This window comes from Roseobacter insulae (genome assembly GCF_019375555.1).
Classification (GTDB): Bacteria; Pseudomonadota; Alphaproteobacteria; order Rhodobacterales; family Rhodobacteraceae; genus Roseobacter; species Roseobacter insulae.
Window position 1 is genome coordinate 70,061 of record NZ_JAHXDN010000004.1, and the last position, 22,369, is coordinate 92,429.

The window sequence follows — 22,369 nt, forward strand, 5'->3', positions numbered from 1 at the left end:
ACCTTGCGCGCATCCGAAAACGATAAGACCACTCACCCGGTACTGACCTTATGGATCATCGCCGGGTGGGTCGGCTACTGCCTTCTGCCATGGTACATGCTGGAAGACGGATTGCTGTCGTTTGAGTGGCTGGTGGATGGCTATCCGTTCGACGAAGACTATGCGCCCGCCCTCTTCCTGATCGGCCAGGGTGAAAAACTGTGGCTCGCACCGCTGCTTTTGGCACTGGCGCTGCCGCTTCTTGCGCTGCGTCGCACGAAATCGGACCCGTGGTACGCGCGCCTGCTGATCCTGTCCGGCGCGATGGGCTTTGCCTGGTTGATTGCACAGGGTTTTGGCATTGGAATCCGTGGCTACAACTTTGACTGGCTCAGCGCGTTACTTGGCGATCTGGGCGACCGACAGTTCGGCATGGGCTACGGTGCTATGATCACGGCATCGGCGTTTCTGTTCCTGCTGACGCAGGGCATTGCCGCCCGCGGTGCCATCAATGGCGATGTTTTTGTTGTCGGCGCAATTGGCGGGGTGATCGCCATTGTCACCACCTTCGTGTTCTTTCCCATCGCCAAGATGCTGTTTGCCGCCTTTGTTACAGAGGACGGCGCCTATTCCCTGTCCGTCTTCGCCGCCAAGTTCTTTGATGATCGCCTTTGGGGGCTGGGGTGCCTTGCGGGTGCCAGATGTGGGGCCGCGTGGAATTCACTCTTTCTCGCCCTTCTTGTCGGGTTCATCACAACCGTTCTGGGCCTGTGTTTCGCGCTGGTCGTGACGCGTTCGGGCTTTCGCTACAAACGCGCGATCCGGGCGCTCACGGTGCTGCCGATTATCACGCCGCCCTTTGTGATCGGGCTGGCGCTGATCCTGCTTTTCGGATTGTCCGGGACAGTCACCGTCTTTTTCGCTGATGTCTTTGGCACGCAACCGACGCGCTGGCTCTACGGGATGCCCGGCGTGCTGATCGCGCAGACACTGGCCTTCACCCCCATCGCCTTTCTTGTCCTCATCGGCGTGGTCGAGGGTGTGTCGCCGTCAATGGAGGAGGCCGCGCAGACATTGCGCGCCAACCGGTGGCAGACGTTTCGCACGGTTTCCCTGCCGCTGATGCGGCCGGGTCTGGCAAATGCCTTCCTGCTGGGCTTCATCGAAAGCATGGCCGACTTTGGCAACCCGCTTGTCCTGGGCGGAAATTTCGATGTCCTCTCGACCGAGATTTTCTTTGCTATCGTCGGCGCGCAATACGATCAGGGTCGCGCGGCGGTTCTGGCCATGGTTCTGTTGTTTTTCACGCTTTCCGCGTTCTATGCACAACGCGCCTGGCTGGGGAAAAAGAGCTACACGACGGTGTCAGGAAAGGGAGATGCAGGCGTGCATCCGTTGATGCCGACGGGCCTTGCTGCGCCTGTCATGTGCGTGGCTCTGGGGTGGGCTTTGTTCACAGCTGTCGTTTACGGCATGATCATCTACGGCAGCGTGGTCGAGCTGTGGGGCGTGAACAACTCACTGACCTTCAAGCATTATATCACCGCCTTTTCGGTGCGTTTTGAAGCCGAGGGCATCCGCTGGACGGGCGCGGCATGGGATAGTTTCTGGACGACGATCACCATTGCAGCCATCGCCGCACCGCTGACCGCCGCTGTGGGTTTGGTAACGGCTTACCTGCTCACACGGCAAAGCTTTGCCGGCAAGAACGCCTTTGAATTCGGCACCATGCTCAGCTTTGCCATTCCGGGCACAGTGATCGGAGTAAGCTATATTCTCGCGTTCAATGTGCCGCCGATCGAGATCACGGGAACCGGCGTTATTCTGGTGGTCAGCTTCATCTTCAGGAATATGCCCGTCGGCGTGCGCGCGGGAATTGCCAGTATGAGTCAGCTCGACAAATCGCTTGACGAGTCGTCTCTGACGCTGGGGGCGAATTCGTGGCAGACCTTCCGCCGCGTGATCCTGCCACTGCTGAGGCCCGCGATCCTCGCCGCCCTAGTTTACAGCTTTGTGCGCGCAATGACCGCGATTTCAGCCGTCATTTTCCTCGTATCAGCTGAATATGACATGGCGACCAGCTACATCATCGGGCGTGTCGAAAACAACGACTACGGGCTCGCAATTGCCTATTCCACGACGTTGATCTTTGTGATGCTGTCCGCCGTGGGCATTCTACAGTTCCTCGTTGGCCGGGTGCAGATCGGTCGGCGAACCAATTTCGGCGCAGGGAGGTCGACATGAGCGACATGACAATTGCCAGCAAAGCCGCGCCAGTACGGTTCGAGAATGTCTCCAAGGTTTTTGGCAAGGATGTTATTGCCGTGGATAACATCAACCTGAATGTGGATGCCGGCAAACTGGTCACCCTGCTCGGGCCGTCCGGTTGCGGTAAAACGACAACCCTTCGCATGATCGCGGGGCTGGAGATGGCCAGTTCCGGGCGTATCCTCATCGGTGACCGCGATGTCACGAAACTGCCTGCCACGGATCGTGACGTTTCCATGGTTTTCCAGTCTTACGCGCTTTTCCCTCATATGAGCGTTCTGGAAAATGTCAGGTATGGGCTGACGTTTTCCGGCTTCGGCAAGGAAGAGGCGCGGGCACGCGCGCTTAAAGGGCTGGAACTGGTGGGACTGAAAGGATTTGATGGCCGCCTGCCGTCGGAGCTGTCCGGCGGCCAGCAACAGCGTGTCGCGGTGGCGCGTGCCCTGGTTCTGGAACCGCAGGTGCTCCTGTTCGACGAACCTTTGTCAAATCTCGATGCAAAGCTGCGGCGCCAGGTGCGCGAAGACATCCGCGCAATCCAGCAGGATCTCGGGCTGACCGTCGTCTATGTGACCCACGACCAGGAAGAAGCGCTTGCCGTATCGGACGAGATTGTGGTCATGCGAAACGCCGCCATCGCCCAGATCGGCACGCCGCGACAGCTTTACGACGCCCCCAACGACCGGTTCGTGGCGGACTTCATCGGTGAAGCCAACCTGATCGGGTGCCAGATCGTGGCGGTGGACGGAGACGTGGCCACCATTGAAATCGAAAACTACCGCCATGATCTGCCCGCGCGCGGCCTTGGACCAGGTTCAGCGACGCTGGCTGTGCGGCCCTCGCGTATCGTCATCGGTGGAGAGACGGGCGTAAAAGCAAGCGTTGCCAAGGCAACCTATGTCGGCGTGCGCATGGAGTACACGCTGACCGGAGACTTCGGGCAGGTTTTTGCAGTGCAGGATAATGTCGACACGCCTTTCGAGGTCGGGAGCGAGTTGCGGATGACCTTTGCCGGGAAGGGGCCGGTGCTGCTCCCCGACGAAGGTTAAATGGCCTCGTTGATCTTCGTATCGCACCCCGAAGTTGCAGTGGATGCAGCCTGTCCGGTCACCCAGTGGGGCCTGAACGAGACCGGGCACGCACGGGCGCGGGCGTTCGCGCGCTCTGCTCTTCTGTCTGACGTTACTGCCATTTGGTCCAGTGAGGAACGTAAAGCTCGGGACACGGCAGAACACCTTGCAGCTTATCTTGACGTGCCCGTGCAGCAGGACGTTTGCCTGGGGGAGAATGACCGGACGGCCACGGGATTTCTGCCACCGGAGGTTTTCGAACGCGCGGCGGATGCGTTCTTTGCAAACCCGGAGACCTCGTTCAGGGGATGGGAGCGCGCAACAGATGCGCAATCGCGGATCGTGACCGCCGTTCGATCCATCGTCGCGGGCCACGGGCGCGGTGATCTGGCAATCGTATCGCATGGCGCGGTTGGCACGCTTTTGTACTGCGCCCTGTCGCGTCTACCGATCAGCCGGGTACACGATCAGCCGGGCCAGGGACATTACTGGTCGGCTGACTTGGGTAATCTGGTGCCACGTCATCCCTGGAGATCAATCGGTTAAGCTCAGGCCTTCCACGCCGATACTGCAATTTTCTTCAGGGTGTCGAAAACCTCCGGCGTTCCCGTGATCACACGCCCGCCGTTGCGGATCATCTCGTCGGCGTCCTGCTTTTCGACGATCCCGCCCGCTTCTTCGATCAGCAATTGGCCGGCAAGGCAGTCCCACGCGTTCATGTGTTCCTCGACATAGCCCAGAAGCCGCCCGGCTGCGACATAGGCAATCGACAGCGCCCCGCTGGCATTGCGATGAAACATGGCACCATGGTCGAGAAGTGCTTGCACGACCGGCACGACATTTCGAGCGTCAATTCGGTTTGAATACCCTACGGCGACGGTTCCACTATCCAGACCAACCCCTGTTTTCACATGGATGGGAGCACCGTTCAGCATGGCGCCACCGCCGCGAATTGCCGCGAAAGTCTCATGTGTAATCGGGTCGTGGATCACGCCGACCTGCGTTTTGCCGTCGGCCACGCCGGCCAGAACGATTGTCCAGTTCGGGATGCCGTTAACAAAGTTTGTCGTGCCGTCTATGGGGTCGATAACCCAGTCGAACCCGCTTTGGCCCTGCGTTGCGGCATGCTCCTCACCGAAGATACCATCGCGCGGCCAGCTTTCGGAAATATGATCCCGGATCAGCAATTCCACATTGCGATCCGCGTCGCTGACCCAATCCTGAGCGCCCTTCTGATCAACGTTAAGCTCTTGCCTGTTTTCGAAATAGCCGCGCGCCTTTCGGCCAGCCAATTGACAGAGATCGATCGCAAAAGCGGATTTTTCTTCCAGGTTCATTGGGTGAGATTGAGCCAAGTGACCGCAGAATGCAATGCAGCCATCCTACCCCGAAGTCAGACCCTCTGGTCCGAAATCAGCCAGGGGTCGAGAGCCTGGACAGTAGCGGCCACGGTCACTGCGGCCCACTTGGGTGGCGATGTCTTTGGCGCCCATATTCAGCGCGATGCAAGCGCCAAAAGCGGTACCTGTGCGGTCAGGAAACCGACCTAGTCGGCGGGCTATCATCTGAACTAGCCAGGGAGGTATGCACTGTTCACTCAAGCCGTGGTCGGTCTCCGATGTTCTGTTGCGGGAAGATTTAGATGCTACACGCGTCGGCGAGCCGCAGTTTTTTGAGTGCTGGCAGAAAATTGTTCTGACGTGCGACCGCGCCGGTCGAAGCCAGCCCGATGCAGTATTTTGAGCAGTGCTTCGTCGGATGCAGATGCAGGCCCCGCAGAATTTTGTCAGCATGTCCGTTGCCGCGGGCGGATTTCGTTTCAATGATGAACATGTCAGGCTCAACCGCACGCGCGACACCGTTTGCCTCGAACTGAAGACGGGTGTCGATGGTCATGCGCTCTCCGCCTTGCTTGGCGACCAGTGTGATGCGCAAGTACTTCATGGCGATCACGGGATGCAGCGTTTTGCCGAAACCTTCCGCGTAGATGTCGCGGTAGTTGGCTTCGATGAATGCGACCGCCCGATCGTTCAGCGGGTTTGTCTGATCATTGACCTTCAGCCGCTTCTTGACGGTTATCTTGCGCTTGTCCTTCAGCTTCACTTCGAGATAGCTGAAGCCGGCGTCCACATATTCGCGCACCCTGACCTTGCATCGTTTGCGGCGACCCTGGTGATGGTCGTAATAGCCGCGCAGTTCTGCGTCATCGTAATATCTGGTCGCATAGGTGAAAGCGCGCTTGCCATCGATCTCCAGAACGTCGAAACGTTCAGAGAACTTCTCCAAGGCAGGTTTAAAAGTCGCGGCCGGAAGAATGTACTTGTTATCAAGACGTTCAAGCATGGCCGCTTTGCTGTTCAGCCCCTCTAGGCTGATCTTTTCAAAACCGGCGAGCGTTTGTGCGACATTGAGATCCATGTCAGCCTCCTGAGTTTTTTGGGGGGTTAAGCCTTGCGGAAGAACACGTTGATACGCGCCATGTCGTTGATGTAATCGAGCGCGGTGATTTGATAGGACATCACATCGACACCCAAGCGGTTGGACAGGTCCTTGCGCATGGTTTCGGGGTCCGACAGGGCGTGCGGGTCGATCTTGTCGAGCGTGATCTTGACGCCATCGGCAGACTGTAGAATGCGCGGATGATCAAGTGCCCACGCCCCCGCCAGAACCAGCGAGACAATCACGCCGACAAAGGCGATTTCCGTGCCTTGAATCGAGCAGATGACAGCGATAGCGATCGCGCCAAAGAAATAGGTGATTTCGACTTTTGAAATCTGCTCTGATCGCAGGGTGAAAAGTGCGAGGATTGCAAACAGGCCAAACCCGGCCGCCAGACTGAATTCCACGGAAGAAAGCACCGTGAGCACGCCAAAGGCGAAAACGTTGAAAAGCGACGCCGCCGTCACAAGTTCCTTGTCGCGATAGCGGCTATAGTACAATCCGAAAACCAGCACCAACATGGCGACAATGTTGATGATGAATCGAATGAGCGTTTCGGGGGCGAGAACTTGTTCGAGCATATTTGTGATCCTTGACTGGCGCCTCGGAGCAGGCACCCTACGGATCAACTATTGCGCAGGACGCATGAACTCATCCTGTGCGGCTGATTACCCGCGTGTAACAGATTAATGAACGTTTTGTGACAACCCTTTTGCAACCGGAAGCGCCTATCCGGTCTGGCGGACCGTGGGGTCAAATGCGGTTGCTCAAGGTGACCGTTGTCCGCAGTCACAAATCCACTCGGATCATGGTCCCGTACGAAACCCCAAGCGGAAAAAAACGGTCAGTCGCTCTGCGTGCAAGGTTGTCCGCATTCACCGCGCCACGGCAATATGATCCAAACGCCCTCCGAGGAAGCGGTAACCCGCAGATCGATCACCGGTACGAGCCAATGAAAGCACCGCCAATCCGATGTAGCGCGCTCCGCAAGTTGGCCCGGCGGCGAGGATTGTGGTAACATCCGCCGAGTGCGGGACTGAGCTTTGTAAGACTTTAAGCATGTCCCGGTCACGGGATCTTTGCGCATCCTACGGCGAGGGCTCATTTATGGTCGCGACAGGGCTTCGCGCATTATCTTGTTCGGTCATCGGAGTGGCGACTGTCGGCGCAGGCGACCCATGCTTAGCGCAGACCAGCGACCCGGCGGTCGTAATGGCCGCGCCCGAAGACAATGGCCCGAGAAGACTGGAGGTGATGACCGACGGTCTTGTGTTGTATTCTGCGCCAGCAACCGACGCCGACACACGCACCGAATTTCCCCGAAGCGCTGTTCTTTCGAACCTGGGATGCGCCGCAGTTTCGGGCGAGGTCTGGTGCAAGGTTATCCCCCTTCGCGGAGGTAACGAGGGCTATGTTCAGGCCGCGTATCTTCAGCCTGCCAAAGGTCCCGACGGCATCATCCCAACCGGAACCGACACCAGCAAACAGCGGGCGCGGGCGAACGACTTCGATGCGACAAGCACGATTTCCTGTGCGCAGGAACAGGGTCAAGCCCTGGGACAATGTCGTGCCGCGATTGCGCGCAGCGGCGGCGGCGATGCGACCGTTTTTGTGACATTTCAAAACGGTTTTACGCGCCATCTGTTTTTTACGCACGGCCAATTCATGCGGGCCAACGCGACGATGTCCGGCGTTGGCACGGATACGGATTGGCAGTTGATCGGCGACACCTACACGATCCGCGTCGATGACCAGCGATATGAAATGCCAAAGGCGTTCTTGTTGGGGAAATGACGCGCATGTGCCCGGAAGACAGCGCCGTCCCCGGACGGCGCCGTCTGTTTGATGCTCAGGGCGTGATCTTGTGGATCATCCCTTCGTCAATAGCCGCGTAGAGGCTGCCGTCCGGTCCCATGACCAGCGACCGGAAGCGCCCCGGCTCCATTGGCAGGGTCATCTCGGTCACGTCCACAACATCGGTGCCGTTGTCGGATAGCTGGATCACATCGATACGCTGGCCGAGCGGCGTGCCACCAAAGCCGATGCCCATGATGCCAACCACAAGGGCGCCCTCCCAGTCACCCCAGGCCGCGCCTTCGAGAAAGGCCGCCGATGACGTGCCTTGTGACCAGCCGTTGTTGTTCCAGATCGGTGGCATGGCGTCCGGGTAGGTTTCGAAATCGGTCATCGGCATATACGCCGCACGCTGGAAACGGTTCAGGCCCACCATCTGGTTTGGCGTGTAGCCGCAGTAGTTGTCAGGACAGTCGCCACGTCCAGCCATGTTCGGGCGCGGGTCCCATCCGGCATTGCCGCCATTGCGCAGAACCGTGATCTCGTCCGAATGCCAGGGCCCGTGCTCTGCCGTGATCGCAGTGCCGGTCTGCGGGTGAAAGGCAATGCCCTGCACGTTCCGGTGACCATAGGTGTAGGTGCGTTTATCGAAGCCGACAGGCGGGGTGTTTTCATCCGCGGGCGCGCCGGTGGTGTCGATGCGCAGAACCTTGGAGCCCATCATCGTCGGGCTCTGCGGCACCACGCCGTTGTGGGTATCGCCTGTTGTCAGATAAAGATAACCGTCCGCCGGATTGAACCGGACACGACCGCCGTTATGTGCGCCGGGGCCGCCGAACGGGTGGTCGGAGGCCTTCATTTTGTAGGGCACATCTTCGACGATATCGGTCCGGTCAGAGACGTTCGAGAAATCATCGCTGACCACAAAGCGCATCAGGCGATTGGTGTGCGGTGTCACCATGTTTGAGGTCGAATAGACATAGATGCGCCGGTTGTCGTCAAAGTCCGGATCAACCGCGACGCCCATCATACCGGCCTGGCCCTCGCAGAAGAGATCGTCGGCATTGGACCCATAGCCTTCAACCCCGCCCATGCCCAGAATGGCCATCGTATCACCCGATGGCAAGAGAACCGAAAGGCCCTTGCATTTTTCAGTGTAGAACATCGTTCCGTCGTCCAGGAACGCCATGTCCCATGGATTTTCAAGGTCTTCCAGCACGACTGTATGCGAAAGACTGGTCGTGTTTTGCGCGATTGCCGGGGCTGCGCCGAAAATCGTGCCAACAGCAAACATAAGCGCCCAAGAGCGTTGCAAAGTAGCCATGTTTTCCTCCCAAAAGGTTCTGTTTCATCCCGCTCGATGGATGTGGGGCACTTGTTACGGTGGCTGCCTCAGCCCGGATGGGTAGTCTTCAGTAATTCCAAAATCTGTTTTTGATCCCAGTTTCGAAATCTGCCCTCACCACGCGTCGTCGCTATTCAAGCAAGGCGATAAAAGTCGAAATATTGAGGATGTCTTCGTCGGATAGTTCTTTCGCGCGGGGCGCCATCAAAGCCGTGTTCGGACCTAACTTTTCGCCTGCGCGATATCGTTCCAGCTTATCGACAAGATAGGACACAGTTTGATCACGAAGCTTCGGGTAGCTGGCCATGCCTTTCGCTGTGGGGCCGTGGCAGGCACGGCATGTTTTCCTGTAGAGCACCTCACCCAGACCTGCGTCACCCGACCTTGCGTCGGCTTTGGCATCGGTGACGCCTTCTGCCTGCGCCGGGTTTCCTGAGTAAGACGCCGCAGCAAACAGGGCCATCGCAACAATGGCCATAGACGGTAAGGACAGCGAAGCCTGCATCTCGTTCCTTTCTGTTATTCGGTGCATCGGCGCTGCTGGAGATAAGACACCGGCCAGAACAGAAATTCCTTTTGTCGGCTCCACCAGCGTAGCGCGGCTTGCGTCAGAAAATCAACCTTGATGGGGCAGCATGAGGGTGGCTTGGCCGTCACCTGAAAATGGGTGCGGTCAATTTTGCCAGCGTCACCTCGCGATACGTTTGCTTTGATTGCACCAACAGCGGCGGCAGATGTGAGCGTTCGCCCTTGGTTCAAATGCGGTGCCGTACCGGGCGCTCAACCGCCATCCGGTGCGGCCCTGCCAAGCGATGTTCTGGCCTTAAGGATTGCGTCTTTATCTCCGATTTTGTTTTTGCCACGGGCCGACCGTCTCTCGCGCCACCCATTGCAGCGGATTTGCCCCCATGCGCTCACGGGAAGCGCGAACCCCCTGCCCCGCTTACGCCAGTGTGAGAAGTTTCGGCGGTTACGTCATATTGCCCGGCGGTCGCGTCATTCGCAGGCGGCATGGCGCTGCGTAGTTTGCTCTCAGACAAGCAAAACACGGTGACGCCATGACGCAACCAAAGTATCGAAACCGCCTGCCGCAACTTGGCACCACACATCTGTTGACCGATGGCGGCATCGAGACCACTCTGATTTTCCACGAGGGGCTGGATCTGCCGCTCTTTGCCGCCTTTACTCTGCTGAGTAGCGAGCAAGGGCAAGACGCCCTGCGACGGTACTATGAAAGCTACATTCAGGTGGCGCACGCGCAAAGCGCGGGCCTGATCCTTGACAGCGCGACCTGGCGTGCCAGCCGCGTCTGGGGCGCACAGCTAGGCTATGATGCGAGGGCACTGGCGGACGCCAATCGCGCAGCTGTCGCCATGCTCTTTGATCTGCGCTCGCGGTACGAAGGCGCGGCGCCATTCGTCGTCAGCGGGAATGTGGGGCCCAGGTCGGATGGCTATATCGCTGACGAATTACTGACGCCAAGTGCCGCAGACGCCTATCACGCCGAGCAGATCGCGACGCTTGCGACGGCAGGTGTCGACATGATCAGTGCAATCACCATGACGCACGCCGGTGAGGCAGCCGGGATCGCACGGGCCTGCAGGCGATTGGGCATGCCCCTGGCGCTGGCCTTCACGGTAGAAACTGACGGGCGGCTGCCGTCCGGACAGACGCTGGGTGACGCGATCCGCGAGGTCGATGCCGACCCGTCCGGTGGCCCCAGCTACTACATGATCAATTGCGCGCACCCGGATCACTTCCGGTCAGCGTTGCAGACCCGGGAAGACTGGCCGCTCAGGATAGGCGGGTTGCGCGCAAACGCGTCGCGCAAGAGCCACGCCGAGCTTGACGAGGCCGAAACGCTTGACGTGGGCGACCCGAGGGCGCTTGGGCGTGACTATGCCAGCCTCTTGCCGCTGTTGCCGAACCTGCGTGTCTTCGGCGGCTGCTGCGGCACCGACCATCGCCATATTCATGAGATCGGCCATGCCTGTCTCCCGGCGCGGGCCGCCTGAACTTCCAAGATACCGCCGTCCGGACGGCGGAGCTAACCGCGGCAGTGCCGCACATATTTGCAAACCAAAAGGAACAGATCATGCGAACTCTTACACTTCTTCTGATGACCTCAACCCTCGCCGCGCCGGCCTGGGCGGTCGATGCGGACGGGCAAGGCCCGGCGGTCGCTTTCGACATCACCTTCCTGTCCCACGTCGAAGCGGGCGTGGCAGAGCAGGATGTCTACGTCACGCGCGGATCCTCGCAGGGCAAAGTCTATCGGCCCGGTCCTGATGACAGCAACCTCAACGCACCGCTTTTCGCCGCCGCCAAACCGCAGCCGCATGATCCGGGCAACCCCGCAGCCGTTGGCCCGTTCAAAAAGGGCGCAAAGCTCGATCTGACCCTTGGTGACTGGCTGTCCGCTTCTGGCATCGGACACTACCATGTCGAAGATGGCGCAGGTCATCTGACCGTCGAGTTCGAGGGGCTTGTTCCAAACGGGGTCTACACGCTGTGGCACTTTTTCATGGTCAATGGCGAAACCGATCCGTTCATCGGCACATTCGATCTGCCGGTGGGCGCGTTCGACGGCAGCCAGTCGGTTTTTGTCGCCGATGCGGAAGGATCTGCCACTTTCGATCAGAGCTTTGACACAGCGCTGCAATTGTCCGGCGAACAGCTGACTGCGGGCCTTGCAGTCAACTGGCACAGCGACGGCATGACCTACGGTGTCATGCCCGGCGATTTTGGCGAAAGCGCACACATCCAGCTTTTCACCGCGCTGCCGCAGCGCCCGGGCCTCTGACGCCCACTGCCGGCGCGGGGCCGATCGGGGCCCGCGCCGATTTCAACACAGAAAAGGAGACCTTCACATGACCTTAAATACGGAAACTTCCCAGAAGAACGGCGTCAACGTTCAGGCATTGCTTGACGCACGCGCAGCCCTTGAGGCGGCGCCCGACGCCGCGCAATTCACCTGGCGCGCAGCCTGTGAGTGGATTGATGGTGTTCACAGCCGCTCCACAATCGAAGGGTTTTTCGGCCTCGGAGAAGAACAGAGCCACAGGCAGGGGTTCTCGATCGACGCGGATCACCCGCCACAATTCGCAGCCGAAGACATGGGGCCAACACCCGTCGAAATCGTGCTGAGCGCCCTGGCAAGCTGTCTGACGGCGGGCGTCGCGTCGGTGGCCGAAAACCGCGGCATCAAGCTCCGGTCGGTCAGGGCGATGCTTGAGGGCGACATGGACATCGCCGGAATCCTTGGCATCGACGCGGATGTCCGCAACGGCTTCAAGGCCGTGCGCGTGACGTTCGACATCGACGCTGATGCCTCGAGCGAAGACATCGCGGCACTGGTCGCACAAGCGCAGAAGCGTTCCGCCGTCTTCGACATTCTCACCAACCCAACTGCCGTTCAGGTGACCGTCGTCTGACGCCGCCTGACCGCAGCAGCTTACGAAAGGACTTTGCAATGCACACTCATGCTCAAGAGGCGGAGGCCCGCTGCCGGAAAGCCGAACGACCAACCGCGCCGGAAGCCAATCTGATCAGCAGGATCCGACAGTTCATCCTCACCCGGCGAGGCACGCCCCGCCGCCGGCCAATCGGTCGGCTTGACAGGCACATGGACGAAAGGCTGCTCAACGATATCGGACTGACGCGCGGCGATCTTTTTAGGCCGGTCCGACGAACCGACCTGCCGTTCTAACCTGCACGGGTTCCAAACAGGGTGCCCGCCCGGGCGCCCTGACCTCTCTTAGAAACACAATGTGGCCGGGTTTTCCGGACGCAGAAGGCAGCGACATGAAACACGCAACCGCCATCATCATCGGCGCAGGGCATGCCGGCCTCGCCATGAGCCGGGCCCTGACCTGCCGGTCTGTCGATCACGTCGTTCTCGAACGTGGCGGTCCGGGCCACGCCTGGCGCACAGAGCGTTGGGACAGCCTGCATATGATTACACCCAATTGGGCCAATGGCCTTCCCGGCGCGCCGTACAAAGGTCCCGACCGTGACAGCTATATGTCGGCCACGGCATTCGCCGACAGTCTGGAGCTGTATGCGAAAACGATAGCCGCCCCGGTGCGCGGCGGTGTGACGGTCACACGGCTTACCCGCGAGGCTCAGGGGTTTCGCATCGAAACCGACCAGGGGCCCTACAGCGCCGAGACAGTTGTGAACGCAACGGGCGCAACCCGGCTGCCCAGGGTGCCCGCGCTGTCAGGGGACATCCCGCCAGGCATTCTTCAGATCACCACGGATCGCTACCGCAATCCTGCGGCCCTGCCGCCCGGCGACGTTCTTGTTGTCGGCGCATCGGCGTCCGGCGTTCAGATCGCCCGCGAACTGCAGCTTTCGGGCAGGCAGGTTATTCTGGCGGTAGGCGGACACCTGCGCCTGCCGCGCCGCTACCGCGGGCGCGACATTGATCACTGGCTTGATGTCTGCGGCATAAGCGACGAACGCGCGGGCGAGATCGAAGACCTCTCTCGTGCGCGCAGGGTACCCTCTGCACAGCTTCATGGCGCCAGCGCGGTCGATCTGAATGCACTGCAGGCCCTTGGCGTTGAAATCACCGGGCGATTGTCTGCGCTGCGCGATGGCAGGGCACTTTTCTCGGGTGGTCTTGAAAGCCTCACATCATCCGCGGATCTCAAAATGAACCGCACGCTTCAGCGCATTGATGACTGGATCGCAGCCATGGCAGAACCCGGCCGGATCACCGCACCCGACCGGCCGGAACCGACCGTCCTGGGCACCACCCCCCGCCTCTCACTGGAACTGAGCGGGTCTCTTCGCACAGTCGTCTGGGCGACCGGATATACGGCTGACCACAGGTGGATGGATATGCCGCTCTTTGATGCCCGCGGTCGGCTGCGGCACGACGGCGGCATCTGTCCGGTGCAGGGGCTTTACGTGCTGGGGCTGCCCATATTGCGCCGCCGCCGGTCGCACCAGATCTCGGGGGCGGCGGCGGACACGCATGATCTTTCCATTCATATCGAACGGCACCTCGACGCGTGCCGCGCCGCCTGAACAGGCCGCGTAAAAAGGAGCTTAAACATGTCGAACTTATTCGTTGAACTTGCCGAAAAGCAGAACGCCGGGTCTGGCGTCACAAACCCGAACCGCGCGGCCCGGAACGGACCGAGGGCATCCATTCTCGACACCATCGGCGGCACACCGGTGGTCCGTCTGAACAACATCGGGCCGGACCACGTGGCGCTTTTTGCCAAGCTTGAGGCCTTCAACCCGCTGGGATCGGTCAAGGACAGGCTGGCGCTCGCCGTGATCGAGGATGCGGAGCGGTCGGGTGCGCTGAAACCCGGTCAGACCGTCATCGAGGCAACGTCGGGCAACACTGGCATCGGACTGGCCATGGTATGCGCGCAAAAAGGCTACCCGCTGGTGATCGTCATGGCCGAGAATTTCAGCCTCGAACGCCGGAAACTGCTGCGGTTCCTGGGCGCAAAGGTTATCCTGACGCCCGCCTCCGAGCGTGGAACGGGTATGTTTCGAACCGCCGAACGGTTGGCCGAGGCGCGGGGCTGGTTCTTTTGTCGACAGTTCGAAAATGAAGCCAACGCAGAGTTTCACGCGCAAACGACCGCTCAGGAAATCCTCGGTGACTTCGAGGAAATCGGGCTTGACTACTGGGTGACCGGGGTCGGCACGGGTGGCACGTTGAACGGCGTCGCGGGTCAGTTGAGAGAGCACAGCCCCGACACCCGCATCGTCGTTGCGGAGCCCGACAATGCGCAGCTCCTCGCCAGCGGCGTGCCGCAACTGCGGCGACCGGATGGGGCGGCCGCGCGCAGCCATCCGAACGCGCGCGCCCATCCCGTGCAGGGCTGGACCCCCGACTTCATCTCCAAGCTGGCCGGTGACGTACAGGACGCTGGCCGGATTGATATCTTCCAACCCGTCCCCGGCGCGGACGCGCTGCGGGTCGCGCAGGAGCTGGCGCGGCGGGAGGGCGTTTTCTGCGGGATCAGCGGCGGGGCCACCGTCGCCGCGGCGATTGCGCTGGCGGAAGGTGCACCCGAGGGCAGCACGATCCTCGCCATGGTCCCCGATACGGGCGAGCGATATCTGTCAACACCGCTGTTCGATCACATCAAGGTTGAAATGGACGAAGAGGAGGCGGAAATTGCGCGATCCGCCAGGGCGCAGGCACCGGTGACACCACCGGCGTCCACCCGGAATGAGCCGGCCCCGCCGGTCTCCGAAGAAATGCTCGATTTCGTCAGGGCGGTCATAGACGATGCAAACGATCCTGTTGTGATGTTCGGTTTTGAGTGGTGCGAGTTCTGCTGGGCCGTAAGGCGTCTCCTTGATGCGGCCGGGGTGCCTTTCCGGTCCATCGATGTCGACAGCGCCGAGTATCGCCAGGAGGATCGGGGGGGCGAGGTGCTGCGCGCGCTCTTCTCGCATACGGGTATGCGGACGGTGCCACAGGTCTTCATTGGCGGCACGCTGGTTGGCGGTGCGGACGAGGTGCTTGCAGCGGCGGATGACGGCACGCTTGCCCAGAGGCTGACGCAACTCACGCCTCCGATTGATTTCAGACCGGTCGCTAATCCGATGGATTATCTGCCAAAATGGGTGCGCCGCCCCGCGAGAGCTGGGGTCTGAGGCCATGGACGCAGCATTTATCCGTCTCAGCCACAAACCGGAACCCCTTGATCGGCCAGTCTGGGCGGCGTTGAAAACGCGTCACACCGGCTTTGCCGAAACAGATGGCCCGGCCTGCGCCTATTCCGAAGATGTTGCGCCCTTCGGGGCCGTTGACCCAACTGCGCCAGAGACGCAGTCCTGCTTGGAACGCCTGACCCGGCGGCGCATGAACGGTATTGTTTTCATGCAATCCGACGTGGTGCAGGTTCCCGCAGGGCTCGCCTGCACGCGTGAGGCAGCCGGGGTGCAGATGATACTCGCACAGCCTGTCGCGGCAGGTGAAGCGGGCATGATTTCGCGTCTGACGCCGGGCGATGTGGCGGAGATGCTGGGCCTTGTGGCACGTGCCGAGCCCGGCCCATTTGCCGCCCGCACCCATCTGCTGGGGGCGTATTGGGGCATTCGGCGCGGGGGTCGCCTCGTGGCCATGGCGGGAGAGCGGCTGCGGCTGCCCGGCTATTGCGAGATCAGCGCCGTCTGCGTTCACCCGGCGTACCAGGGACAGGGGTTCGCCCGCCGGCTGGTGATGCATGTGGCGCGGGGCATAGTGGCGCGCGGTGAAACCCCGATACTGCACACTTACGCGGACAACCACGCGGCAATCGCCCTCTACCATCATCTGGGGTTCCGCGTAAGCCGCCAGATGCACATCGTGACGCTGGTGCATGCCGACGCGCGCGCAACAGCTCCGCTTCCGCCAGGGTGACGCGCCCGGGCGACCCCAAAGTTGGCTACAACTTTCACTCATGTTTTCCGGAGACCGTTATGAATACCAATTCACAGACAGGTTTTTTTCATGTTGAGCGTTCCGGGCAGGCGCATGCGACACCTGTCATGGCACTGCATTGCTCGGGCGCGAACGGGTCGCAGTGGGCGCATCTCGCCCCTCTTTTCAACGGCGATACCGCCTTCATTGCCCCGACCCTTGCAGGACCGGAGGCAGCCGCCGCGGGCTGGACGATGCAGTCCTATACGCTGACAGAAGAAGCCCGGCCCCTTGTGGATCACCTGCGCAGGGCGCGCCGACCGGTGCACCTCGTCGGTCATTCTTATGGCGGGGCCTTGGTGCTTCACATCGCGCGCCACTACCCGCAGCATGTCGCTTCCCTGTGCCTTTATGAGCCCACATCCTTCAGCCTCCTTGCGCGGTCAGACCCGAATGATCTGCGGCTCTACCACGAGCTTGAGACGTTTGCCGCCTCGTTGGCAGAAGAAGTGCGCACTGGCCACGCGGCTTATGTTGCCGAGGCATTCACTGACTTTTGGGGAGGCTTGGGCGCCTGGTTGGCGCTGCGACCGGACAGGCAGCAGGAACTGATAGCCTGGGCACCGAAGGCAGCGTTGGACTTCGGTGCGCTGCTCTACGAGCAGCAGGGGCCGCATTTGCCGCCCTCCCTGCCCGTGACGCTGATAAGCGGCGCACAGACCCGTGCCCATGCACAACGGGTTGTCGCCTTATTGGCGGAAGAAATGCCGCAGGCAATTCTTGTCGAACTCGCCGGGGCCGGGCACTTGGGTCCTTTCACCTTCCGCAAAAAGGTATCGGGTATTATCAGAGATCACGTTGAACAGCTGTCCGGTCGTGCATCACGCATGACGTGAGCCGCGCGCGCGGCCTTTGGCGAACAAAAACAACTGATCAACCCGACGACCGGGGCCGGCGGAAGCCGAATACGGGGACTGGAGAGGCGGGCGATAGGCATGTCTAAAATTACCCTGTGGTGCCCGACCTGGTGAAAGCCCAGATGGCCGACTGTTTGCGGCACCCAAGCTATCCGCCCTGCATGGGGGTGCATATTATGCTGCAAATCCCGTTCGATTTATGCGGTGCACGCAAAATGTGCCCGGAGAGCTTGCGCGATCTGCCCGCCAGACTGAGATGTGCGTGGTTGCCTGACAACGGGCACAGGTGCCGCCCCTGAGGTGATCACATTCGCAGCCCCGCTGTGTTCGCGTGAACTTCATGCGCCCGCGTTACCGCGATCAGGTACCTGCAACCGCTGCCGGGCATGTGCAGGTACCTGATACGCAATATCGTTTCAGTGTAAATTCAGGTTTTCTTCAGGATTTGCGGCTGAGCGGTGTGTAGGTGGCAAGGACTAAGCTGACCAGTCACCGAAACGGGACTGAAAAAATATTCAGCTCAAATCACGCATTGAGAATTGAACCGCAAGTAGTTTTTGCCAGTACCAGAGATTTGGAACCGATATGAAACGTAATCCTTTGACAGACATTGTGGACTCCCTTGACCTCGTGGGAGCGATCTTCCTGAGCGCCGACTTTACTGCGCCTTGGTCCATCACCTCGCATGTTACCGAGAAAGACTGTGCGCCCTATATGTCGATACCGGGTCAGATTATTGCCTATCACATCGTGACAGAGGGCGAGGCGGTAGTGTCGCTCGATACGTCGCGCGGCCACAGGGAATACTGTCGCGCAAAGCCGGGAGACGTCATTTTTCTACCATCGAACCCGCTTCACGTGCTGTCCAGCGAGGGCAGCCGAAGACCGGCGTGCGGACATGATCTGCTGCTGCCTTCGGATCCGGACGGGCTTGCGCGGATTGCCCATGGCGGCGGTGGCGACCGGACGCGGATCCTTTGTGGTTTCATTGGCAGCAATACGGTGCCAAGTCCGCTGTTCGACATGCTGCCGGAGCTTCTGGTGATCAGCATCGAAAGCCTTGAAACCCGCTCCTGGATCGAAGCCTCTGTCGCCATGGCGGCGCGGGAACTGGCGTCGGGGCGTCATGCTCGCGACATGGTTGCATCCGCTCTGTGCCGCCTCCTGCTCATCGAGGCCCTGCGCACGCATATTGAGACCAACCCGACGCCCGTGGGCTGGTTGAGCGGCATGGCCCATCCACGCATCGCACGGGCGCTGGCGCGCATTCATGCCGATGTGTCGAACCCGCCGCGCGTGGAAGATCTTGCCAAACACGTTGGCATGTCGCGCTCCTCCTTCGTGGACCGGTTCAGTGAAGTGATGGGTGTGGGGCCGCGCAAATACGTTCTTGCGCAGCGGATTTCCACGGCCAAGTCGCTGTTGCGGGAGACAGAGCTTCCAACGGCCGCGATTGCCTTTCGCGTCGGATATGACGCACCGGAGGCGTTTTCACGCGCTTTCAAAAAGGAAACCGGCACGTCCCCTGCTGCCTGGCGCACCGCTGAGAAGCGGGCGCTTTGGGACCCTGGGGCAGTTGCCTGAGCCAAGAATCCGGGATGGTGTTTCGAAGGCAGCGCGCGGCTGACATTCATCCTTCCGGCGAAGGCGGATTATGCGAGGTCATCGTCAGTCCCCTGACCCGTGTCCCCGGCACATCTGGGGCCGCGTTAGGTGATTTGGCGGTTGGGTCACACCATCCGGCGATTGCGTCATTCGCCTCCGGGCATGCGGGTCGTAATCAGGCAAGGCCCCCGTGAAGAGGAACTAAAGCCATGAGATCTCATTTTCGCAGTCTGACGCGCGGTCCGGGTTGGCAACCTTGTGACCCAAAAAAGGGAATGCGCCTGCCAGACCTGCCGGGCAGTCACCTCCAAGCCCCGGGAGAGTGATAAGTGGCCGCACTCCTGCAAGGGTCTTCCGGCCGTGACAGAGCCGGGTCTCAAAGCCGTGGCCCGATCTGCGGGGACGCGCGCCATATGTGGAACGGCGGGCACGGATATTCCGGACATCAAGGTAGCGGCGTGGCGTCTTCGATGGGAGCGGAGATCAAAATGCATTTCTGGAACAACGCGACGACGCTCCGGGCCGCGGACCTGATAGCCTATGCCCTGCGCCTCCTGGCCGCCGCTGTCCATGTGCTCTTGATGGCCGCAACCGCCGCCGGTGCAGGTACGGTCTTCACGCAGCAGACCACCGAGGCAGGAACACACGCCCCGGCGATTGAATACGATGTTTACGTGCCGGATGATCAATGTGCACAGGGGACGCGGTTGCCTGTTGTTTACTTTCTGCACGGGTTTGGCGCTTCCGGGGCGGAGTGGCAAAGCTTTGGTGATCTTCCCGCGACCCTCGACCAGCTCATCTCCAACGGGACCATTGCACCGATGATCGCGGTCATGCCATCGGCAGGGAAAAGCTGGTATGTTGACAGTGCCCGGTTTGGCGGACCCGGAGATTACGAAAGCGCCATTGTGCTGGGGCTTGTCAAAGAGATCGACAGCCGGTTCCCCACCCTCGCCCACGCGAATGGCCGAAGTGTGGTTGGCGTCTCGATGGGCGGATACGGTGCACTGCGCCTCGCATTCAAGCATCCCGACCTCTTCGGGTCGGTGGTTGCCCTCAGCCCCGGGCTGTTCAAGCCGGGCGGGGCATCATGGCGTCACGGTCCGGGCGGCGCGCGATACGCAACACGCGAACGCTGGTACGAGAAGACCTTCGGAGAGCCCTTCAATATGGGTCGCTATCTTGTCGAGTCGCCCTTTGCCTACGCCCCGCTTGCGGCCATGAGCGAGGATATGCCCGATGTGCTGCTCGCCGTCGGTGACGACGATTACTTCGGTGCATATGACGGCACGCTGGAGATGTTCCTCGACCTTCGCCTGCTGGGTCTTAAGCCGGAACTTCGCGTCCGGGACGGCGGACATGACTGGTCGTTCTGGCGGGCCATTCTGCCGGAAACAATGCAGTTCATTGATCGCCACTGGATTGAAGACATCGGGCAGGGGCCAGCGCGGTGATTGACTGTCGCCGGTGCGCGCTGGTGCACGCGCATGACGGCCTGACGGTCGGGAGGTACGGATAGGTGCACGACCTCGTGCGCAGTCCGAACATCCCGGCGGTTCGGTCATGTCGCCCGGCGGTTGCGTCATTCGGGGAAAGCCGCTGCGGAAGTATACCGGCCTCGTCTTCAAATGAGTTCATCCGAGCAAGGTCTACGCTGATGCACGGACAGGCGGCGCAACGGCACAGCGCTGCAACCCCGTGTCTGACCGCACCGCAGATCATGCATTACGTCGCTATTCAAGGAGAAAACGTCAGCAATGATCCACTTGATCCCTATCATTTCCTTGCATCACCGGGCGTCCGTGGGCCACAGGCAGGCGTCCGACCGGTTTCCGCGCTGGGACGCTATGCGGCCAAAGATACCGGCAACGCTCGGATTGGCAGATATGCCTGCGGGATCCATCGACTTCGATGTCCTGATCGGGCGGCCGGAGGGGGTCGGCAGTGGCACTGACCCTGCGACGCGCACCCTGATTTTCGACCATCTGCATGCGGCAACGAAAGCCTCTTCCGTCGGTCTGTGCAGCTCTGTCAAACACATGGTCGCTCAGCGGGCGTTCGAAAAAACCAGCTGTCGCCGTCTCGCGTCGTTTGACAACGGGATATTCGCCCGATGGGGGTCCGATGGCCGACACTTCGATAGCGGCGGTCTCCTGACAGGCATGTCCGGCCATTGTCATTCGTCGACACACGCACGTCAATTCCATGTAAAATGTCACCGGGCAATTTGAGAGGGTACCATGCGGATCGCGACAATGGCCACTGGTGGCATAGGCGGTTTTCTCGCCGTGAGGCTGAGCAAGGCAGGGCACGAGGTTGCAACGGTTGCGCGGGGTGACCACCTCGCCGCTATCCGGCAGAATGGTTTGACCCTCGAAGGGCCATCCGGCGTGCAAACGGTTCAGCCCTGGATGGCCACGGATAACCCGGCGCAGGTCGGGCCTGTTGATGCGGTCATCTTCGGCGTCAAGGGCAATTCACTTGAAGATGCCGCGCGCGCTTGTCTGCCCATGCTGCAGGACCAAACGGTTGTCGTGCCCTTCCTGAACGGGGTCGAGGCCGCGGACCGGTTGCGCCTGGTCCTGCCGGAACGGAATGTCGCTAATGGCATGGCCCAGATATCCACGACCATCGCCGCGCCCGGTGTCATCAGACAAACCGGGGCGTTCAACGCCTTCACCTTCGCCGAGACCGACACTCGCCCCTCCAAGCGTATTGATGCGTTGCGCGCCGCGATCGACGACGCGGGGTCTTCTGCCCCGCCAACCGATGATATCGAACGCGATGTCTGGATGAAATTCGTCCTGTTTTCCGCCATATCCGGTGTCACCGCAGCAGCCCGTTGCACGATCGGCGACGTAACGGGCAATCCCTACCTTGGCGGGCTCTTCCGCACTGTGGTCGCGGAAACGGCGTCGCTCGGTCGCGCCTTGGGTGTCGCCCTCCCCCCTGACGCGGAGCAAAAGATCTGGGCAGATACACAGGCGCTGCCTCCGGGCATGCGGGCGTCGACGGCGATTGACCTCGAAAACGGTCGCCCCCTTGAAATCGACTGGATCTCGGGCGCCGCCGTTCGGTTGGCGAAAAGAGCCGGGCTGGAGGTGCCTGCGAACCATACGCTCTACGCGGTTCTGCTGCCGCATAAAAACGGCCGATCCGTCCGACCCGAGCCCTCGTGATGCCCGTCCCCTGTCGCATGTCAAAGCCTGAGCAAATCCGGCATGCTCTGAATGCCTTGAATAGCCGCGATCAGAGATCCCCGGCCAATCCTGCATCTCACCGCGCGCACAATGGATTGAGAGCGTATTCCGGCAAGGACACCGTGCTCACACCCAATGCGGCTCGGAAAGAACTGCGCGTCAGAAGTCGAAGGCATCCGCAATGGTCTGCACCCAGGCCAGTCGGGCCAATCGCAGGGCTTTTCCTGCCATACTGGACCGACGGGTTTGTTGATGGACACACATGACGCCGGTACGCGGGTTTGGGCGCCTTTCGAACCCGTCAGGATGGGAAGCGAGGGCACATGACCACGGCGTTTCAATCATTTTCGACAGCGCGCAGCAAAATG

At 60.6% G+C, this 22,369-nt stretch carries 19 protein-coding genes and 1 pseudogene; 15 read left to right on the plus strand and 5 right to left on the minus strand.

Features of this window, described 5'->3' with window-relative positions; all coding sequences use genetic code 11:
• The first annotated feature begins 3 nt into the window (after positions 1-3).
• The 3 genes from KX928_RS14575 to KX928_RS14585 are packed head-to-tail and all read left to right on the plus strand — an operon-like array spanning position 4 to position 3,863.
• On the plus strand, positions 4-2,223 hold the full coding sequence (locus KX928_RS14575; RefSeq protein ID WP_219504074.1) for an ABC transporter permease: 2,220 nt from the start codon (positions 4-6) through the stop codon (positions 2,221-2,223).
• A 5-nt stretch (positions 2,224-2,228) separates the two neighbouring features.
• The gene (locus KX928_RS14580) at positions 2,229-3,296 is read left to right on the plus strand and encodes an ABC transporter ATP-binding protein (RefSeq protein WP_219505071.1); all 1,068 of its coding nucleotides are present in this window, start codon (positions 2,229-2,231) and stop codon (positions 3,294-3,296) included.
• Positions 3,297-3,863, plus strand: coding sequence for a histidine phosphatase family protein (locus KX928_RS14585; protein ID WP_219504076.1), 567 nt, complete (start codon positions 3,297-3,299; stop codon positions 3,861-3,863).
• Positions 3,864-3,865: 2 nt separating this feature from the next.
• Here KX928_RS14585 and KX928_RS14590 read toward each other — a convergent pair whose 3' ends face one another.
• The 3 genes from KX928_RS14590 to KX928_RS14600 all read right to left on the minus strand — a co-directional run bounded on the left by KX928_RS14590 (position 3,866) and on the right by KX928_RS14600 (position 6,337).
• Positions 3,866-4,654, minus strand: coding sequence for an inositol monophosphatase family protein (locus KX928_RS14590; protein WP_219504078.1), 789 nt, complete (start codon positions 4,652-4,654; stop codon positions 3,866-3,868).
• Positions 4,655-4,955: 301 nt separating this feature from the next.
• Positions 4,956-5,735: a polyphosphate polymerase domain-containing protein gene (locus KX928_RS14595; protein ID WP_219504080.1), complete on the minus strand. Its 780-nt coding sequence runs from the start codon at positions 5,733-5,735 to the stop codon at positions 4,956-4,958.
• Positions 5,736-5,761: 26 nt separating this feature from the next.
• On the minus strand, positions 5,762-6,337 hold the full coding sequence (locus KX928_RS14600; protein ID WP_219504083.1) for a DUF4956 domain-containing protein: 576 nt from the start codon (positions 6,335-6,337) through the stop codon (positions 5,762-5,764).
• A 631-nt stretch (positions 6,338-6,968) separates the two neighbouring features.
• Here KX928_RS14600 and KX928_RS14605 point away from each other — a divergent pair.
• Entirely contained in the window at positions 6,969-7,550 is a 582-nt protein-coding gene (locus KX928_RS14605) for an SH3 domain-containing protein (protein ID WP_219504086.1), read from the plus strand.
• A 55-nt stretch (positions 7,551-7,605) separates the two neighbouring features.
• On the opposite strand, the gene KX928_RS14610 is transcribed toward KX928_RS14605, so the two are convergent.
• Both KX928_RS14610 and KX928_RS14615 read right to left on the minus strand, forming a co-directional pair.
• Positions 7,606-8,874, minus strand: coding sequence for a PQQ-dependent sugar dehydrogenase (locus tag KX928_RS14610; protein WP_219504088.1), 1,269 nt, complete (start codon positions 8,872-8,874; stop codon positions 7,606-7,608).
• Positions 8,875-9,025: 151 nt separating this feature from the next.
• Positions 9,026-9,400 (minus strand): c-type cytochrome, encoded by a 375-nt coding sequence (locus tag KX928_RS14615; protein WP_219504090.1) that lies wholly within the window; start codon positions 9,398-9,400, stop codon positions 9,026-9,028.
• Positions 9,401-9,953: 553 nt separating this feature from the next.
• Between KX928_RS14615 and KX928_RS14620 the strand changes: the two genes are divergently transcribed.
• The 11 genes and pseudogenes from KX928_RS14620 to KX928_RS14665 all read left to right on the plus strand — a co-directional run bounded on the left by KX928_RS14620 (position 9,954) and on the right by KX928_RS14665 (position 21,980).
• Positions 9,954-10,910, plus strand: coding sequence for a homocysteine S-methyltransferase family protein (locus KX928_RS14620; RefSeq protein WP_219504092.1), 957 nt, complete (start codon positions 9,954-9,956; stop codon positions 10,908-10,910).
• A gap of 80 nt (positions 10,911-10,990) precedes the next feature.
• Positions 10,991-11,698: a hypothetical protein gene (locus tag KX928_RS14625; protein ID WP_219504094.1), complete on the plus strand. Its 708-nt coding sequence runs from the start codon at positions 10,991-10,993 to the stop codon at positions 11,696-11,698.
• A 67-nt stretch (positions 11,699-11,765) separates the two neighbouring features.
• On the plus strand, positions 11,766-12,329 hold the full coding sequence (locus KX928_RS14630) for an OsmC family protein (RefSeq protein ID WP_219504096.1): 564 nt from the start codon (positions 11,766-11,768) through the stop codon (positions 12,327-12,329).
• 370 nt (positions 12,330-12,699) lie between these two features.
• Positions 12,700-13,932: an NAD(P)-binding domain-containing protein gene (locus KX928_RS14635; protein WP_219504097.1), complete on the plus strand. Its 1,233-nt coding sequence runs from the start codon at positions 12,700-12,702 to the stop codon at positions 13,930-13,932.
• Between the two features lie 123 nt (positions 13,933-14,055).
• A pseudogene (locus tag KX928_RS24080) lies at positions 14,056-15,057 on the plus strand (PLP-dependent cysteine synthase family protein); the annotation flags it as partial.
• Positions 15,058-15,180: 123 nt separating this feature from the next.
• On the plus strand, positions 15,181-15,531 hold the full coding sequence (locus KX928_RS24085; RefSeq protein WP_257883865.1) for a glutaredoxin: 351 nt from the start codon (positions 15,181-15,183) through the stop codon (positions 15,529-15,531).
• 4 nt (positions 15,532-15,535) lie between these two features.
• The gene (locus tag KX928_RS14645) at positions 15,536-16,279 is read left to right on the plus strand and encodes a GNAT family N-acetyltransferase (protein WP_219504101.1); all 744 of its coding nucleotides are present in this window, start codon (positions 15,536-15,538) and stop codon (positions 16,277-16,279) included.
• 59 nt (positions 16,280-16,338) lie between these two features.
• The gene (locus tag KX928_RS14650; RefSeq protein ID WP_219504104.1) at positions 16,339-17,175 is read left to right on the plus strand and encodes an alpha/beta fold hydrolase; all 837 of its coding nucleotides are present in this window, start codon (positions 16,339-16,341) and stop codon (positions 17,173-17,175) included.
• A 606-nt stretch (positions 17,176-17,781) separates the two neighbouring features.
• On the plus strand, positions 17,782-18,780 hold the full coding sequence (locus KX928_RS14655; protein WP_219504106.1) for an AraC family transcriptional regulator: 999 nt from the start codon (positions 17,782-17,784) through the stop codon (positions 18,778-18,780).
• A gap of 350 nt (positions 18,781-19,130) precedes the next feature.
• Positions 19,131-20,255, plus strand: a complete 1,125-nt coding sequence (locus KX928_RS14660) for an alpha/beta hydrolase (RefSeq protein ID WP_219504109.1) — start codon at positions 19,131-19,133, stop codon at positions 20,253-20,255.
• A gap of 786 nt (positions 20,256-21,041) precedes the next feature.
• Complete coding sequence (locus tag KX928_RS14665; protein ID WP_219504113.1) at positions 21,042-21,980, plus strand: ketopantoate reductase family protein; 939 nt, start codon at positions 21,042-21,044, stop codon at positions 21,978-21,980.
• The last annotated feature ends 389 nt before the right edge of the window (positions 21,981-22,369 follow it).

Excerpts from the sequence above, each read along its gene's own strand:
- KX928_RS14620 (WP_219504092.1), top strand. The coding sequence starts at position 9,954 with ATGACGCAACCAAAGTATCGAAACCGCCTGCCGCAACTTGGCACCACA.
- KX928_RS14650 (WP_219504104.1), top strand. The coding sequence starts at position 16,339 with ATGAATACCAATTCACAGACAGGTTTTTTTCATGTTGAGCGTTCCGGG.
- KX928_RS14580 (WP_219505071.1), top strand. The coding sequence starts at position 2,229 with ATGACAATTGCCAGCAAAGCCGCGCCAGTACGGTTCGAGAATGTCTCC.
- KX928_RS14605 (WP_219504086.1), top strand. The coding sequence starts at position 6,969 with ATGGCCGCGCCCGAAGACAATGGCCCGAGAAGACTGGAGGTGATGACC.
- KX928_RS14655 (WP_219504106.1), top strand. The coding sequence starts at position 17,782 with ATGAAACGTAATCCTTTGACAGACATTGTGGACTCCCTTGACCTCGTG.
- KX928_RS14590 (WP_219504078.1), bottom strand. The coding sequence starts at position 4,654 with ATGAACCTGGAAGAAAAATCCGCTTTTGCGATCGATCTCTGTCAATTG.
- KX928_RS14645 (WP_219504101.1), top strand. The coding sequence starts at position 15,536 with ATGGACGCAGCATTTATCCGTCTCAGCCACAAACCGGAACCCCTTGAT.
- KX928_RS14630 (WP_219504096.1), top strand. The coding sequence starts at position 11,766 with ATGACCTTAAATACGGAAACTTCCCAGAAGAACGGCGTCAACGTTCAG.
- KX928_RS14600 (WP_219504083.1), bottom strand. The coding sequence starts at position 6,337 with ATGCTCGAACAAGTTCTCGCCCCCGAAACGCTCATTCGATTCATCATC.
- KX928_RS14610 (WP_219504088.1), bottom strand. The coding sequence starts at position 8,874 with ATGGCTACTTTGCAACGCTCTTGGGCGCTTATGTTTGCTGTTGGCACG.
- KX928_RS14625 (WP_219504094.1), top strand. The coding sequence starts at position 10,991 with ATGCGAACTCTTACACTTCTTCTGATGACCTCAACCCTCGCCGCGCCG.
- KX928_RS14615 (WP_219504090.1), bottom strand. The coding sequence starts at position 9,400 with ATGCAGGCTTCGCTGTCCTTACCGTCTATGGCCATTGTTGCGATGGCC.
- KX928_RS14595 (WP_219504080.1), bottom strand. The coding sequence starts at position 5,735 with ATGGATCTCAATGTCGCACAAACGCTCGCCGGTTTTGAAAAGATCAGC.
- KX928_RS14585 (WP_219504076.1), top strand. The coding sequence starts at position 3,297 with ATGGCCTCGTTGATCTTCGTATCGCACCCCGAAGTTGCAGTGGATGCA.
- KX928_RS14665 (WP_219504113.1), top strand. The coding sequence starts at position 21,042 with ATGCGGATCGCGACAATGGCCACTGGTGGCATAGGCGGTTTTCTCGCC.
- KX928_RS24085 (WP_257883865.1), top strand. The coding sequence starts at position 15,181 with ATGTTCGGTTTTGAGTGGTGCGAGTTCTGCTGGGCCGTAAGGCGTCTC.
- KX928_RS14635 (WP_219504097.1), top strand. The coding sequence starts at position 12,700 with ATGAAACACGCAACCGCCATCATCATCGGCGCAGGGCATGCCGGCCTC.